General features: G+C 58.0%; 15 protein-coding genes. 7 read left to right on the forward strand and 8 right to left on the reverse strand.

Annotated features, from left to right (window positions below):
• The first annotated feature begins 59 nt into the window (after nucleotides 1-59).
• From HMPREF0308_RS08240 to HMPREF0308_RS08250, 3 genes are all read left to right on the forward strand, one after another.
• Complete coding sequence (locus tag HMPREF0308_RS08240) at nucleotides 60-1,367, forward strand: M20/M25/M40 family metallo-hydrolase (protein WP_005530563.1); 1,308 nt, start codon at nucleotides 60-62, stop codon at nucleotides 1,365-1,367.
• 107 nt (nucleotides 1,368-1,474) lie between these two features.
• Nucleotides 1,475-2,617, forward strand: a complete 1,143-nt coding sequence (locus tag HMPREF0308_RS08245) for an HNH endonuclease signature motif containing protein (protein WP_005530564.1) — start codon at nucleotides 1,475-1,477, stop codon at nucleotides 2,615-2,617.
• A 289-nt stretch (nucleotides 2,618-2,906) separates the two neighbouring features.
• A complete protein-coding gene (locus HMPREF0308_RS08250) occupies nucleotides 2,907-3,089 on the forward strand; it encodes a hypothetical protein (RefSeq protein WP_141276714.1) in 183 nt (60 codons plus the stop codon).
• A 63-nt stretch (nucleotides 3,090-3,152) separates the two neighbouring features.
• Here HMPREF0308_RS08250 and HMPREF0308_RS08255 read toward each other — a convergent pair whose 3' ends face one another.
• The 5 genes from HMPREF0308_RS08255 to HMPREF0308_RS08275 are packed head-to-tail and all read right to left on the reverse strand — an operon-like array spanning nucleotide 3,153 to nucleotide 7,162.
• Nucleotides 3,153-3,452, reverse strand: a complete 300-nt coding sequence (locus HMPREF0308_RS08255) for a CHY zinc finger protein (RefSeq protein WP_005530572.1) — start codon at nucleotides 3,450-3,452, stop codon at nucleotides 3,153-3,155.
• Nucleotides 3,452-4,063, reverse strand: coding sequence for a lipase family alpha/beta hydrolase (locus tag HMPREF0308_RS08260; protein ID WP_005530574.1), 612 nt, complete (start codon nucleotides 4,061-4,063; stop codon nucleotides 3,452-3,454). The genes HMPREF0308_RS08255 and HMPREF0308_RS08260 overlap by 1 nt, the downstream gene beginning before the upstream one ends.
• A 23-nt stretch (nucleotides 4,064-4,086) precedes the next feature.
• Entirely contained in the window at nucleotides 4,087-5,493 is a 1,407-nt protein-coding gene (locus HMPREF0308_RS08265) for a DUF5129 domain-containing protein (protein ID WP_050765431.1), read from the reverse strand.
• Complete coding sequence (locus HMPREF0308_RS08270) at nucleotides 5,490-6,131, reverse strand: response regulator transcription factor (protein WP_005530578.1); 642 nt, start codon at nucleotides 6,129-6,131, stop codon at nucleotides 5,490-5,492. The genes HMPREF0308_RS08265 and HMPREF0308_RS08270 overlap by 4 nt, the downstream gene beginning before the upstream one ends.
• The gene (locus tag HMPREF0308_RS08275) at nucleotides 6,128-7,162 is read right to left on the reverse strand and encodes a sensor histidine kinase (protein WP_005530580.1); all 1,035 of its coding nucleotides are present in this window, start codon (nucleotides 7,160-7,162) and stop codon (nucleotides 6,128-6,130) included. The genes HMPREF0308_RS08270 and HMPREF0308_RS08275 overlap by 4 nt, the downstream gene beginning before the upstream one ends.
• A 111-nt stretch (nucleotides 7,163-7,273) precedes the next feature.
• Between HMPREF0308_RS08275 and HMPREF0308_RS08280 the strand changes: the two genes are divergently transcribed.
• Both HMPREF0308_RS08280 and HMPREF0308_RS08285 read left to right on the forward strand, forming a co-directional pair.
• Entirely contained in the window at nucleotides 7,274-7,870 is a 597-nt protein-coding gene (locus HMPREF0308_RS08280) for an ATP-binding cassette domain-containing protein (protein WP_005530582.1), read from the forward strand.
• Nucleotides 7,854-9,065: an FtsX-like permease family protein gene (locus tag HMPREF0308_RS08285; protein ID WP_005530584.1), complete on the forward strand. Its 1,212-nt coding sequence runs from the start codon at nucleotides 7,854-7,856 to the stop codon at nucleotides 9,063-9,065. Before HMPREF0308_RS08280 ends, HMPREF0308_RS08285 begins: the two co-directional genes overlap by 17 nt.
• On the opposite strand, the gene HMPREF0308_RS08290 is transcribed toward HMPREF0308_RS08285, so the two are convergent.
• Together HMPREF0308_RS08290 and HMPREF0308_RS08295 are read right to left on the reverse strand one after the other, a co-directional pair.
• Nucleotides 9,034-9,711 (reverse strand): hypothetical protein, encoded by a 678-nt coding sequence (locus HMPREF0308_RS08290; RefSeq protein WP_141276718.1) that lies wholly within the window; start codon nucleotides 9,709-9,711, stop codon nucleotides 9,034-9,036. The genes HMPREF0308_RS08285 and HMPREF0308_RS08290 overlap by 32 nt on opposite strands.
• A 14-nt stretch (nucleotides 9,712-9,725) precedes the next feature.
• Nucleotides 9,726-11,120: a peptide MFS transporter gene (locus HMPREF0308_RS08295; RefSeq protein ID WP_005530587.1), complete on the reverse strand. Its 1,395-nt coding sequence runs from the start codon at nucleotides 11,118-11,120 to the stop codon at nucleotides 9,726-9,728.
• A gap of 34 nt (nucleotides 11,121-11,154) precedes the next feature.
• On the opposite strand from HMPREF0308_RS08295, the gene HMPREF0308_RS08300 reads away from it, so the two are divergent.
• Together HMPREF0308_RS08300 and bioD are read left to right on the forward strand one after the other, a co-directional pair.
• Nucleotides 11,155-12,396 (forward strand): adenosylmethionine--8-amino-7-oxononanoate transaminase, encoded by a 1,242-nt coding sequence (locus HMPREF0308_RS08300; RefSeq protein ID WP_005530589.1) that lies wholly within the window; start codon nucleotides 11,155-11,157, stop codon nucleotides 12,394-12,396.
• Nucleotides 12,393-13,040 carry a dethiobiotin synthase gene (gene bioD, locus HMPREF0308_RS08305; protein WP_005530591.1) on the forward strand — a complete coding sequence of 216 codons (648 nt, stop codon included), beginning with the start codon at nucleotides 12,393-12,395 and terminating at the stop codon, nucleotides 13,038-13,040. Before HMPREF0308_RS08300 ends, bioD begins: the two co-directional genes overlap by 4 nt.
• Before the next feature lie 50 nt (nucleotides 13,041-13,090).
• Here the strand turns inward: bioD and HMPREF0308_RS14020 are convergent.
• Nucleotides 13,091-13,356, reverse strand: a 266-nt coding sequence (locus HMPREF0308_RS14020; RefSeq protein WP_005530593.1) for a hypothetical protein, incomplete at its 5' end; no start/stop codon positions are given.

Here is a 13,356-nt window from a genome sequence, read left to right on the forward strand (position 1 = left end):
ACAGCGTTCAAATTTTGCTAAAAGCACCCAATTTTATCGCACCGACTACCCTCAAACGCATGACGCTTTACGACGACACCCTCGCTCTCCTGCAAGAACTCATCCGCAATGCGTGCGTTAACGACCTCACGCCGGACTCCGGCAACGAGGTGCGCAACGCCGACACCTTGGAGAAGTTCTTCGAGGGAACTGACGTCGAGATCGCGCGCTACGAGTCCCACCCGGGCCGCGTTTCCATCGTGGTCACCGTACCCGGCGATCCAGAAAAGGAGCCGCTTACCCTCATGGGACACACGGATGTGGTTCCCGTTGACGAGCCGAAATGGACCAAGCCGCCTTTCGACGCCCTCATCGAAGGCGGCAAGCTCTACGGCCGCGGTGCGGTGGACATGCTCTTTATTACTGCATCCATGGCGGCGGTCACCCGCAAGATTGCCCAGGAGGGCAACCCAGGCGGCACCCTGGCATTCGTGGGCATGGCCGACGAAGAAGCCCGCGGCGGGCTCGGCGTGAAGTTCATGTCAGAGCAGCACCCGGATGCGTTTTCGTGGAAGAACTGCCTGTCCGAGACCGGCGGCAGCCACCTACCCGGCGCGCTCGGCTTCAACGTTGGCGAGAAGGGCGCTGGCCAGCGCCGCCTGCACGTGCATGGCGACGCCGGCCACGGATCCACACCCTATGGCAAGGACTTTGCCATCGTGAAGATCGGCGAGGTCGCACGCCGCATCGCCGCTGCTGAACCGCCGGTTGCTTCGAATGAGATCTGGGAGGGATTCGTCAAGACCTTCAAATTCGATCCAGAAACAGAGGCGGCACTAATTGCGGGCACCGGCGACTACTCGAAGTTCGGCGATCTTGCCGCGTACGCTCATGCGTTTAGCCACACCACTATCGCCGAGACCGTCCTGCGTGCTGGCGGCGCAATCAACGTGCTGCCTTCCCACGCCTACCTGGAGATGGATATCCGCCCCTTCCCAGGCCAGACCCAGGATGAGCTCGATAACTTCCTGCGCGAGGCACTAGGAGATCTTGCTGACGAGGTTGAAATCGAGCACCTCATCACCGAGGACGCCACCCAGTCCTCCACCGATACGAAGCTCTGGCACGCGATTGAGGCAACCTCCAAAGAGTTTTTCCCCGATAAAGATGTGGTTCCAGTCCACGCCACGGGTGGTTCCGATCTGCGTTTCGCGCGCCGTATGGGCGGCAACGCCTATGGCTTTGCCATGCATGCCGAAGCCCGCGATATGGCGAGCGCCAACTCCCAGCTGCACAGCCACGACGAGCATCTTTATCTCGAGGATTTGGAGCTTACAGTGCGCGCTTATGACTCACTTGTAACGCGGTTCCTTTCTTCCGAAAAGTAGGTCACTGCCTGGGAAAAGTCGGCGCCGGAAAGCCGTGTCCGGGGCATGTTTTAAAGTGTGATTCGTAAGTTAGTTCGAAACACTTTAACGGTGAGGAACCTCTTGCTATGAAAGTGCCCTACCACTCTCACACCAACCCCGAAGACGAAATAGCCCAAGCCGCCGCGCAAATCCGGCATGCAGAACTGCGCTTCTGGCGCGAACATCTGCCGGAGTTCGATAACGATATTGAGCTTGCGGTGCAGAGAATGTTTTCTGCCACCGGCGTTAGCCCGGCGCGCATATCCAAAATTTTCATGGCTTTAGATCGCCTCGAATCCATGCCAGAACTACATGCTCTCCAAGAGCGCTATCTCCACCTGGATTTAGATCGGCTTATCGCCATCAACGAGTCCTTAGACAAGCTTGGGGAACCGCTTCCCGGCACCCTCGCCCGCATCGACGCTGGCATCACCAAGTACCTCACACCAAAGCGTGCGAACCAAGTCCCGCCCACGCAAGCAAATATCAAGCGCAAACTCAATGAGCTCATTAGCGCCGAAGATGACACGATTGCCCTGCAAGATACGCGCCGCCGTGGTCGATACAGCACCGACCCATTCTCCGTAACGCTGGAAGCAGATCCAGAAACCATCGCGAGCATCGACCAGGCGGTACGCGCCTTCGCCGAGGCCGAGCAGATTCCACTCGCCGAGGCCATGACACGCCTCATCCTCGGCGAGGCCCAGCCAAAGGTTATCCTGCACACCTACCAAGCAACTGACATCCCCGGCGCGCCAACCTTCATCCAAGGCCACGGTTGGTCCCGTACTCCCGTTTCCCCTTCGGAGGTCCACGAGCTCGACCCATACGCCGAGAGCAAGAACTACATCACTCCGGCGAACATTCGAAAATACGTCGAAGGCCGCGACGGCACCTGCCGCTACCCGGGCTGCAACCATCCGGCCTATAAATGCCAGACGGACCATCGCATCAATTTCGCCGACGGTGGCCCAACAACCCCCGCAAATCTTGCTTGCTTGTGCCAACACCACCACAACATCAAAACAGATGGCACAGCGTTCTACATCATGGACCCATACACCGGGGATATCTTCTGGCTCTTCGAAGATGGGACGTGGAAAGCCACCGAGCCCACCGGCCCCATCGCGGAGAAGAACTGGACGCAGACTTTCGCACAAGCCATCGCCAGCCGGCGCCGCCGTGCCCACGAGCAGGCCACTGCTTTAAAGGAGGAGATAAAGAGCTAGTCACAACCATGCCTCGCACACTGCTCATTAATTCCACCCTTGCTCGCTGCTACAACCAAGACGCCTGGTGTGGATCTGGTTCAATTTCGTCATCACGCCCGCTGGCGCTGGTGACACAGCAACGGTGATGGATGCACTCGATTGGCTCGCGTGGCGCAATGGGTGTGGCAGGCATGTTCGCCACCGCTTGGCACTTTGCGCCCTACATCAAGCGCTTTGCCGGCGATGATCGCAAAGCCCAGTGGGCGAGCCGTGGGTTTTCGGCGCAACAATAATGTGCGGTCGCCAAATGCTCTATGCTGCCGTCAGTGATACATCGCTAAGCATCGGCGAAAAGATCCTCATCGGCATTTCCGACTTTGGCGTGCTCACCTTCGCCCCGATGGGTTTCATCTTCCGCGGCCGGTGGAGCGAGGTTGAACAAGAACCGCTGCGAACAAACCTCGTTGACGGAATCATCGTGTTTCCTTGATTACAGTGAATATTTGGATCTCTACTTAAAACAGAAGTCCCAGGTTTCGCAGCTTTCTTCCTTCTAGGAGGGGAAAAAGTACTCGTCCGCGTGCAGCGCACATCCAGTATTGAATGTGTGCCCGCAGCGGACGCATTTGTATGCGGCAGTATAGGTGGCATAGTCCATCTGCGTGCCACATGCGCCGCACATGACGGCCTGCTCATCGCGGGGCATAGGACCAAAGCCGTGGTCAGTTAGCTCCGCATGACATAGCGAGCAGGCGAACCACTCGCGGCAGGTGGCGCACTTGTTTGCCACGACGTCGACAAGCGAGTGCCAATGCTTACAGCGACCCGCATCATCGATTGCCCCATGAATCATTAGCGGCTAAGGCCCCACATAACCTGATCGAGCGCGCAGGAATCGTGCGGCAGATCCGGATGCGCGGCTGGGGCCTCACAGACGTCGCCCAAGCTGACGTTTTCAACGTCGGCGCCCGGTACCGCAGTAAGCTTCGAGGTTTCGTTCGGCGTGACGGTGGTATCCGCCGGGCTATAGATCGAGGTGTACTTAACCCCCGGCGCGGTATCGGGCAGCTTGTTCATTTTCTCAATAAAATCCGAGCCCTGCAGCTGCTGAATGCCGGCCGTCGAGCCGAAGAAGGCAGCCAGCTTCGGCATAGCCTTGGCAATATCGTTCAATGCAGGCCCTATACCGTTCAGCGTAGTGCCGTGATAGTTACCACCCAGTGCAACAACACGGGAGACCTCCTCTGGGGAACTGTAGAGCTGCGTGAAAGTCTTGGTGTGCAGCCCGCCCTGGGAATGGCCCACGAGGTTGACCTTGTCAGAGCCAGTAGCGGACCGAACATACTCGATTTGCTCTGCAATCTCGCTAGCAGAAGCATCAAGATCCCCAATCGCCTTCATGGCCGGGATAGCATTCTGCAACGTGACATCGTCCGCGCCGTAGTCGAATGCCCACACGCACATGTTTTGCTCCTGCAGCCGCGGAATCAGAAACTCGAGGCACCACCAGCGCCGGCGAACCCCGAGCTAAAGTTGCTGCTCACATTGGGTGAAGAAGCTACGGAAGCGCTATTCCATGAGCTGATCGCCATAAAAGGTACGAATCCGTGATAACCCACTCCCGGATAGAAGGAAGGCTCGTCAATACGCGGGCGCGCCGCCAATTCATCCGCTTCGTTTTCCTTTTGTAACTGCGTTTGGATCTGCCCAAAGAGCGTGGCTGCGCGCTCCACTAGCTCGAGGTAACGATCCATAAATTCAGGCGCGGCCGCATCGATCTCCTCGGAAACGGCAATCAGCCGGGATGCTTCTTCCGCGACTCCGCCCGTTGATTCCGTGCGCGCCTCAATCAGGTCCTTGCGTAGCTCATAGAGTTCTTTGCGGCGCGCGTTAATGTCAGCATGCTCGACGGCATACAGACGGTCGATGTTGTGTTCTGCGGTATCTACGCGGTCACAGATGGATTTCGCTTCCTCGATTCCACTCGCCGCTTGTTCGAATTCCTCGTCCGAGGACTGCTCGTTCAGGCTGGCAAAAGCGCTAACTTTGCTGTCAAGGTTGAGAAACTCGTCGCGCAGTTGCTCCCATTCCTCGCGCATCCGGGCGTCGACAAGCGCTGATTGCAAAGAGTGCGCACGCACGTCGATGGCATTCAAGCGTTGTGCGGTATCCCCATAAGCCCGTGAAACGTATTTCCAATCCTCGCGGGCGGTCGCAATACGCTGCGCTTTCCGACGCCGCGTAGCACCCACCGCAGCCACGATCCCTCCGGCAGCTGCACCCGCGCCGAAACCGCTAAAGCCAATACCGAGACCGCGGTTAGCCTTAGCATCGGAATAAAGCTCCTCGCTGACCTTGTCCGCGTCGGCAGCATAGTCAGCGCCAGCGAAAAGACCTGCCGGGATATTTCCTGCCTTCACGCCCGGTTTGATCTCTTCGATTGCGTCTTCCAAATGACCATCATCGAGTTCCAGGGACAGGTCCCTCGCCACATCGTTGCCCGCGAAGATGAAAGCTTGACGTGGATCGAGGCCCACGCCAACGAAGAGCTGGCCATCGGTGAACTGGTCATCTCCAATGAGGTCTGGGTGATTATCGCGTAGATACTCTTCGACGGAATCCTCTACCTCGTCCTTGTTCTTTTTGAAGACAAGGTAGTTCAGCTGCTTGACCGGAGCCGCGAAGTGGATTCGCTCAACGTCACGACGCATGCGTGCTTCGTCATCGGGGTTTAAGACATCTTCGGGATCCATGATCTCGACCTTGACGTCTGCGGACCGCTCGACGGAATAGTCTGCTTGCTCCGGAGATGCCACAAGCGTGGCAACGCCGAAAGCAGTGCCGCCGCCAACCAAAAGCGCTGCTGCTGCAGTTGCCGCCAGAATCTTTTTCATTCCAACCTCCATTCCCGCTTGGTGCGCAGCCATGCCAGGACTGCCTTGACACGTCGGTTTTCGTCTTCAGGACTGAACCCGAGCTTCATGAAAACATTCGCCACGTGTTTGCTTACTGCACCGGCAGTGAGCACGAGCTTGCCTTCGATCTCGCGATTGCTGGCGCCTTGTGCCATCAAGGCTAGTACCTCGCGTTCTCGGGGCGTGAGCTTATCGACGCCCATCTTCCGGGAGGAGAGCAAAGTGCTCACGACTTCCGGATCTACCACGGTGCCACCTGCAGAGACCGTATCCAGTGCATGGATGAACTCATCCACATCGGCGATTCTTTCCTTGAGAAGATAGCCGAATCCCCCGTGTTCGATGAGTCCGTCCAGGTAGCTGGCGGCGACGTATTGGCTCAACACCACGACGGGCTGCTCGGGCGTACGTTTGCGAATCTCATTGACTGCTCGCAGGCCGTCGTCCTGCAAAAGCGGCGGCATCCTGACGTCGGTGACAATGATGTCGAATCCTTCTGCCGCAGCACGCAATTGATCAGCATCTTCGACCGTGGTGACCTCATGGTCCAAGGAACGCAGGAGTTGTTCGATTGCCGCACGCAGCAGGGCGGAGTCTTCAGCAAGCAAAATTTTCATGGCAGTTTCATCCTTAACCGTGCGCCCTGATCAGTGTCTTCTAGTTTCACGCTTCCGCCCAGGGCTATGGCGCGCTCTTCCAGGCCGGCGATGCCGGTTCCCTCGCCTGCGGTTAACCCGTGCCCGTTATCGGTGATGGAAATTTTTATTCCTTCTCGGTAATCCAGCTTCACAGTCGCTGCAGTGGCCTCACCGTGCTTTACGGCGTTGGTTAGCCCCTCTGCCACGCAGTGATAGGCCAACAAGGCGCTGGTTTCATCAAGGGAGCGTTCTACGCCCTTGCATTCGAGGGTGGTCTCCAGCCCAGAATGGACGAGGAGTTCTTCGAGAGCCGCAATCAGGCCATTATCGAAGAGGACCTGCGGTGCGATGCCACGGACCGTGTCGCGCAAGGCAGAGAGAGCAAGGCTGGCGTTGTGGTCGGCGGCGTCGAGAGCCGCGGTGTCTCCTCTTTTCGCCGCGGCTAGGTTGAGCTTGAGCGCGGTGAGGTACTGCTGCGGGCCGTCGTGTAGCTCCCGTTCGATGCGGCGGCGCTCGCCGGAGAAGGCGTCGATAAGCGTGGCCCGCGCATCGCTCTCCAACGCCAGGCGGGTGGTGCTCACGGAAAGAAAGGTTAAAAACTTCGCGCCAAAGATAAGGACCAGCAAGCACAGGCAGCCAAACGTCCAGCTCACCACGATAGCCAGGGCTCGATTTTCAATGACGAGGCTACCGATGTTGAACCTATCCGTGAAGAAAGGAGCGATGAAGAATACCACCGTCATAACCCCCACGAACAGCCACAACGCCATGCTCAAAATCGAGAGCAAAAGCTGAATCAGAAGGTGATAGAACTGCTGCCAATCAAACCAGCGATGTGGGGTGCGGTAGCGAATCTTCACTCCCAACCACCGTGCGCCGCCGCGGGTGATGGCGGCCATGAGGGACGCAACGAGCGGAATCCAGGGCAGCATGACAACGGAAACCACAGCAGCGGGAATGCACAGCAGCGCTAGCACTAGATTCCACGCTACGGATTTGAGAGTTGCCATAGAGTACAACCCTAATCCGAACTTCGGACACACGCAGTGGAGCTAGCTCCCCTAAATTTCTGGGAGTCTCCCCCATCGGAATACCGCGCCTTTCAACGTGAAATCGAAAGCATGACACTCATCGCGAAAAATCTCACGAAGAAATACGGCAAGAATCTGGTGCTAGACCACCTCTCGCTGCGCATTGAACCGGGCGAGTTCGTGGCCATCATGGGCCCTTCCGGAAGCGGCAAGTCAACGCTCCTCGGCCTGCTTTCTGGCCTCGACAAACCTACAACCGGCAAGGTAAATGCACCGGGGCGCAAGCACCGCGCTTTCGTGTTCCAAGACTATAACCTCCTGGAATCGCTTAACGCCCAGCAGAACGCGGAACTTACGGCGAAGTTCTCCGGCCGTAAATGCAGCCCGGCGAAGCTGCACCAGACCTTTGAGAGCTTGGGCATCGGCGGGCTGGAAAAGCGCTTACCGGCACAGCTTTCGGGCGGACAGCAGCAACGCGTCGCGGTGGCGCGAGCATTGCTTGCCGACGCCCCCTTCATCTTCGCCGACGAGCCCACCGGTGCGTTGGACGACGACACGGCGGACGTGGTCATGGATCATCTCGTCCGCGTACCCAGCACGGTGGTAATGGTCACCCACTCGCACGCGGCCGCCGCGAAGGCCGATCGCATCTACAAGCTGGAGGAACACCATGTCCGTATGGCTTAAGGATCTGCACAGCAATTGGCCTTCCTGGCTGGCGGTGGCGCTGACGTGTTTTATCTCCGGAATGGGATTTTCGCTTGCCGTAGCGCTCATTAACGCAACCGGTGATGACACAACTTCTCTGGGCGGAACCATCCTCGGGCTGGCTATCTGCTCCAATATTCTCGTCATTTCCTCGCAGATGAAGCTCATCATCGACGAGCACATCCACATCTACCGCAGCTGGCGCATGGTGGGCATGCCCAATTGGCTCATCTTTGTACTCGTGCTGGGTCAGATTGCGGCGGTCTCTACGTGCGGTGCGATTCCTGGTGCCTTTTGCGCTACATTTCTCACGGACTTCGCCCTCGACGCTTTGCACCGCGACAACCTTCAAGTGGACGGTATCTCCGTGACGATGGGCGGTGTTGTACTAGCTAGTGCGGTGTGCGTACTTGCCGCAGTACTCGGTGGATTCTTGTCATTGCGGCGCATCTACCGTTCAGGTATGCCTCGGTGGACGGCCGCTAGATGCGCACTCGCCTTCGTCCTCGGCGCTGGGATCTTATTTGCCTGCACCTTGATCGAAGATCCGATAGATGCAATGTCCGCGTGTTTGGGCCTTATCCCCTTGTTCGCATTCCTGGTTCCATGGATGTTGCCACTGCTTATGCAATGGACCCGACCTGTCGGCATCGCTGGCGCGAACGTGCGCGTACGCAGCAACTTCACCGCACCACATATCATGCCGTGGATCTTATTCGGCGGCCTCATCATCGCCGTGGGCTCAGGCTTCCGCGCCGTATTGAGCATGGAGGAGGAGGTTACGTTGTCGCCGTGGCAGGTGTTCGTAGTGGTACTCGGGCCGACGATCGCGCCGAGCGTGATGGCGGCGTTTACTACTTCGCTGTTAATGCGCAAGCGGATCGCTCACGACGCAGGGGCGCTAACTTTGGCGGGCGCTGCCAGGAACAGCATTTTCCGGGTACAAATCGGTGAAGCCTTCGCGCTGACAGCAACCACGACGGGATTACTGTCCGCGCTCACGCTCTTCATCGTCTTGCTCATGAACCACGGGATGACAGGACAATACGCGCTCACCGGCTTCTGGTGGCAGGCATTACTTGTGCAAGCTTGCGTGATGTTTATAGGCCTTTCCGGCTTCAAATGCGCGTTGGCCACAAACTTTAGGGATACAGCTGCACATTTCCGTCCGTGAAGGACTTGTACTGCTCAATGTCTCCGCCAACTGGGACCAATTGATCATCTTCAACCTCTAGGCGCACGCGTGCGGTTTCGGTAATTCCCTCTGCGGTAGTACGTCCGCGATTGCCCACGGTGAGCTCGATTTCATCGTCTCCCACCATGGAAGCTTCTTCCACGGAACTGGCGGTGATACCGTGGCCGCCGACCAATTCGCCCTCGGACCAAATGAGGATTCCGTCTGCGATTGATGCACCCGTTCCGGCAGGACCGTTTTCGTCACCTAAGGCGCCACTCAGTACAGCGTAGCTAATCTCCGCGCACGGATCATAGGCGCCGTCAATGACCGTGTAGTGGAACTTGAAATCATCTTCATTCGTATTGAGGACACCCTTTGCGCCGTTGGCGAATCGCTTCTGCAAATCAGAGCCGCCGTCCGCGCACTTTTCCTTTTCATTTTCTTTATTTTCCGCAGTTACCGTCTCGGTGACTACCCGCTGCGGGTCTGCTTGCTGCTGGGTCTGTTCTGTGGACTCGGTTTGTTGTTCGGTGGTCGCACGGAAGACCGGCTTCGGAGAATCGCTTTCGGATTCCGATGAACAACCGGTAACGCTCAACGCGACTACAGCTACAGCACTCGAAACAGCAACGAATTTCCTCATGATTTCACGATAGGTCACTGCTTGCTTTTGTAAATGGCGCCGCCAACAATCACCGGCACTAGTCCCACCACAATGAGGTAATAAAGCTCCGTTTCTGAGGAATAGAGGGTGGACAAACTGCCTGCTAGAGAAGTTCCGATAGCCAAGGAAAGAAAGAACAACGCGGAAAAGCGTGTGGCAAAGGCAGCCGGCGCGTGGATCGCAGTGGCAGCCATTCCGATGGGGCCAATGAAAAGCTCGCCCAAGCTCATAAACAGGATGCAGCCTACAAGCGCTAGGAACGGAACCGAACTTGCCCCGGTAAAGGGAACCAACACCAGCATTCCCATGCCCGCCAACGCGAGTCCGCCGCCCATGAGGTGGTTACGGTTGCGGTGTTTGGTTAAAAGGCGGGCGATGGGAAAGGTAAATACCAAGATAAAAAGAGGGTTGAGGGACTGCGTCCAAGCAGCGGGCACTTCAAAGCCAGCGATGGTGCGATCTAGGCGCTGCTCTGAATAAACGGCAAAGACGCCATAGGCCTGGGACTGCAGCGTCCAATACGTAGTTGACGCAATAAATAGCGGAATGAAAGCTCGTACTTTTTGTCTTTCTGCAGCACTTACCCGTGGCGAGGTGAGCACGGTGACAAAGAGCCCAAGGGCGGTTGCGACCGTGGCTATGAGCAGCACATAAGCCAAACGATCGGGATTTCTCAAGCCCCACACCGCAGCGACGATAACCAGTACAGAGGCGATAAGTACCTTGAGCTGTGTCTGCGGCGCAGCAGGGTTTGCAGGCTGGGTAATAAACTCGCGGGATTTAGCGCTGAGACTGCCGAGCATTCGCCTGCGTAACGCCAAATAGTTCACGCATCCTACGACCATTAGCAACGCCGCGGCGCCGAAGCCCACGTGAAAGCCACGGGTCTCAGCCAGCCAGCCGGTCAGCATGGGCCCCAAGAAAGCGCCGATGTTGATGCCTAGGTAGAAGATTTGGAAAGGCGGTCCCGCGGACGTCGGAAATGCCGCGCCTAAAATGGTGATCGCTGCGGTCTTGAGCAACCCGGAGCCCAGCGCCAAGGGGAAAAGCCCGGCGAAGAGGCCCACGAACCCAGGAATTAGGGAAAGCGAGAGATGGCCGCCGATAAGCAGCGCTGCGCCGGCTAGCAAGGTGCGTTCAGCGCCCAGAACGCGATCAGAAACCCACCCACCGGCGAAGGTGAATAAGTAGAGCATCGCGCCATAAGCACCTACCAATGCGGTGGCCTCACTTTGCTCCAGCCCCAGGCCGGCTGTGTGGTCATAGAGGTAATAGACCAGGATGGCTTGCATGCCGTAGAAGCTGAATCGCTCCCACATTTCCACGCCAGCGATGGCTGGCAGCGTGGGAGCTACACCCAGTCTTGAACGTTGTTCAATTACAGTCATGAAATGAGATTATAGCTGTGGTAGAGATAATTCCATGCCTTTTTTGAACAGTGTTCAAGTCGCTGCGATCGACTCCACCCACATCTGGCACCCCTATGCTGCGCCCGGCGCGCCAGCCTTGCAGGTACTGCGCACCGATGGTGCCTATTTAGAACTCGCGAATGGCCAACGCGTCATCGACGGCATGAGCTCTTGGTGGGCGGCATGCCACGGCCATTCACACCCGCGGCTGGTGGCGGCGGCGAAGGATCAGATCGATAGGTTCAGCCACGTCATGTTCGGCGGGCTCACTCATGAACCGGCGGCGCGGCTTACCGCAAACCTCCTGGAGTTGACCAACCACCAGTACGCGCAGGTCTTCTACTCAGATTCCGGATCCGTCGCGGTGGAAGTGGCGGTAAAAATGGCGCTGCAGTGCTCGCCGCCCGGCCGCACCAAGCTTTTGACCTGGCGCTCGGGCTATCACGGCGATACCTTCACGGCGATGAGCGTATGCGATCCGGAAGGCGGCATGCACTCTATGTGGAAGGGCATCCTTGCCGAGCAGATCTTTGCCCCAGCTCCACCCACGGAAGGCGCCTCGGCTAAGCAGCGGGCGGAATACTTGGATAAGTTCGAGTCCTTTATCACCGAAGAAGTCGCCGCGGTCATCATCGAACCCGGTGTGCAGGGCGCGGGCGGAATGCGCTTCCACGACCTAGAGCTGGTCGCAGGCGTGCGGGAGCTATGCGATAAGCACGGAATCTTGCTCATCGCGGATGAAATCGCCACTGGGTTTGGTCGCGCAGGTGAACTCTTCATGACGCAGGCGGCAGGAATCACGCCCGACATCATGTGCGTGGGCAAGGCGCTAACCGGTGGGTTTATCTCGTTGGCAGCAACCCTGGCCACGCAAAAGGTGGCGGAGACGATGCAGCCACCCGCATTGATGCATGGACCGACGTTCATGGCCAATCCCCTGTCCTGCGCGGTGGCGGCCGAGTCCACCGCCATGATTTCGGAAGGCACCTGGCGCGCGGACGTCGCACGCATTGAGCAAGGTTTACGCGCAGGGCTTAGCGACGCCCCCGGCACCACCCGCGTGCGCGGCGCCATCGGTGTACTGGAAATGGACCATGACGTGGACATGGAAGCGACCACCGCGGCGGCCCTTGAAGAAGGCGTATGGCTGCGCCCATTCGGCAGGCTCATCTACACGATGCCGCCATATATCTGTACCGATGAGGAAGTAGCGCGCATTTGCCGCGCCGTCGTTGCCGCCGGGGAGGTCGCATGATCTATTGCATCACCGGAACCAATACGGATGTGGGAAAGACCATTGCCACAGCGGCCCTGGCCGCGCAGTACCAGGCGGCGGGCAAGCATGTGGTGGTGGCGAAACCGCTGCAAACAGGAGATACGAGCGATTGCGCCACGGTCACACGTCTTACCGGCGTGGAATCCCGGCAATTCAAGCACTATCCGGAGCCTCTAGCGCCGAACCTTTCTGCCCGGCGCGCGGGATTAGCGCAGGCCGAAAAAGAGGAGGTGCTGGCGTGGATTCGCAGCATCGATGCAGACGTCGTACTCGTGGAGGGCGCGGGCGGCCTGCTGGTTCGGCTCGCGGATAGCTTCACGCTTGCCGACGTCGCCCGTGACCTCGGCGCCGAGCTTTTCATAGTCACCAGCTTGATGTTGGGCAGCCTCAACGCCGCTGAGCTCACCGTGGAAGCTGCCCGCGCCCGTGGCATTCACGTCAAAGGGCTGGTTGGCGGCATGCTGCCACAAGAGCCGGACCTCGCCACTCGCCTCAATATCGCGGAGCTTCCCAAGCTGACCGGCGTGCCACTGCTCGGCTGTATTCCTACCGGCGCAGGTTCGTTAAGCAAGGAGGAATTCTGCGCCCAAGCGGCGCAGTGGGATCTCTTGGGCGGCATTTAGATCGGCCCACGCAACCGGAAAGGGTCTTTTCATCCAACTGCTCGGGACTTTCATAACTCGGACTCCTCATCCCCTGGAACAATCTTGCTGTCTATGGCACTCAAGATGCAGCCAGCCAAAATGTAACCACTCGCCTGCATATGGGTGGCCCAGTTGCCTCCGCCTCCGGCCACAACCAAAAAGATCATGAAACCCACAGCAATGAGACAATAAACAATGAATCGGCCATGCGCACCGAGCCGATACCTCCGCGCAGAAATGACGCTGATGCCCCAGCTGAGCACTAGGAGAATTGCATAAACTAGCCCTCCGGCCG

It is taken from the genome of Corynebacterium striatum ATCC 6940, from assembly GCF_000159135.1.
GTDB lineage: Bacteria > Actinomycetota > Actinomycetes > Mycobacteriales > Mycobacteriaceae > Corynebacterium > Corynebacterium striatum.

Excerpts from the sequence above, each read along its gene's own strand:
- HMPREF0308_RS08240 (WP_005530563.1), top strand. The coding sequence starts at position 60 with ATGACGCTTTACGACGACACCCTCGCTCTCCTGCAAGAACTCATCCGC.
- HMPREF0308_RS08245 (WP_005530564.1), top strand. The coding sequence starts at position 1,475 with ATGAAAGTGCCCTACCACTCTCACACCAACCCCGAAGACGAAATAGCC.
- HMPREF0308_RS08250 (WP_141276714.1), top strand. The coding sequence starts at position 2,907 with ATGCTCTATGCTGCCGTCAGTGATACATCGCTAAGCATCGGCGAAAAG.
- HMPREF0308_RS08255 (WP_005530572.1), bottom strand. The coding sequence starts at position 3,452 with ATGATTCATGGGGCAATCGATGATGCGGGTCGCTGTAAGCATTGGCAC.
- HMPREF0308_RS08260 (WP_005530574.1), bottom strand. The coding sequence starts at position 4,063 with ATGTGCGTGTGGGCATTCGACTACGGCGCGGACGATGTCACGTTGCAG.
- HMPREF0308_RS08265 (WP_050765431.1), bottom strand. The coding sequence starts at position 5,493 with ATGAAAAAGATTCTGGCGGCAACTGCAGCAGCAGCGCTTTTGGTTGGC.
- HMPREF0308_RS08270 (WP_005530578.1), bottom strand. The coding sequence starts at position 6,131 with ATGAAAATTTTGCTTGCTGAAGACTCCGCCCTGCTGCGTGCGGCAATC.
- HMPREF0308_RS08275 (WP_005530580.1), bottom strand. The coding sequence starts at position 7,162 with ATGGCAACTCTCAAATCCGTAGCGTGGAATCTAGTGCTAGCGCTGCTG.
- HMPREF0308_RS08280 (WP_005530582.1), top strand. The coding sequence starts at position 7,274 with ATGACACTCATCGCGAAAAATCTCACGAAGAAATACGGCAAGAATCTG.
- HMPREF0308_RS08285 (WP_005530584.1), top strand. The coding sequence starts at position 7,854 with ATGTCCGTATGGCTTAAGGATCTGCACAGCAATTGGCCTTCCTGGCTG.
- HMPREF0308_RS08290 (WP_141276718.1), bottom strand. The coding sequence starts at position 9,711 with ATGAGGAAATTCGTTGCTGTTTCGAGTGCTGTAGCTGTAGTCGCGTTG.
- HMPREF0308_RS08295 (WP_005530587.1), bottom strand. The coding sequence starts at position 11,120 with ATGACTGTAATTGAACAACGTTCAAGACTGGGTGTAGCTCCCACGCTG.
- HMPREF0308_RS08300 (WP_005530589.1), top strand. The coding sequence starts at position 11,155 with ATGCCTTTTTTGAACAGTGTTCAAGTCGCTGCGATCGACTCCACCCAC.
- bioD (WP_005530591.1), top strand. The coding sequence starts at position 12,393 with ATGATCTATTGCATCACCGGAACCAATACGGATGTGGGAAAGACCATT.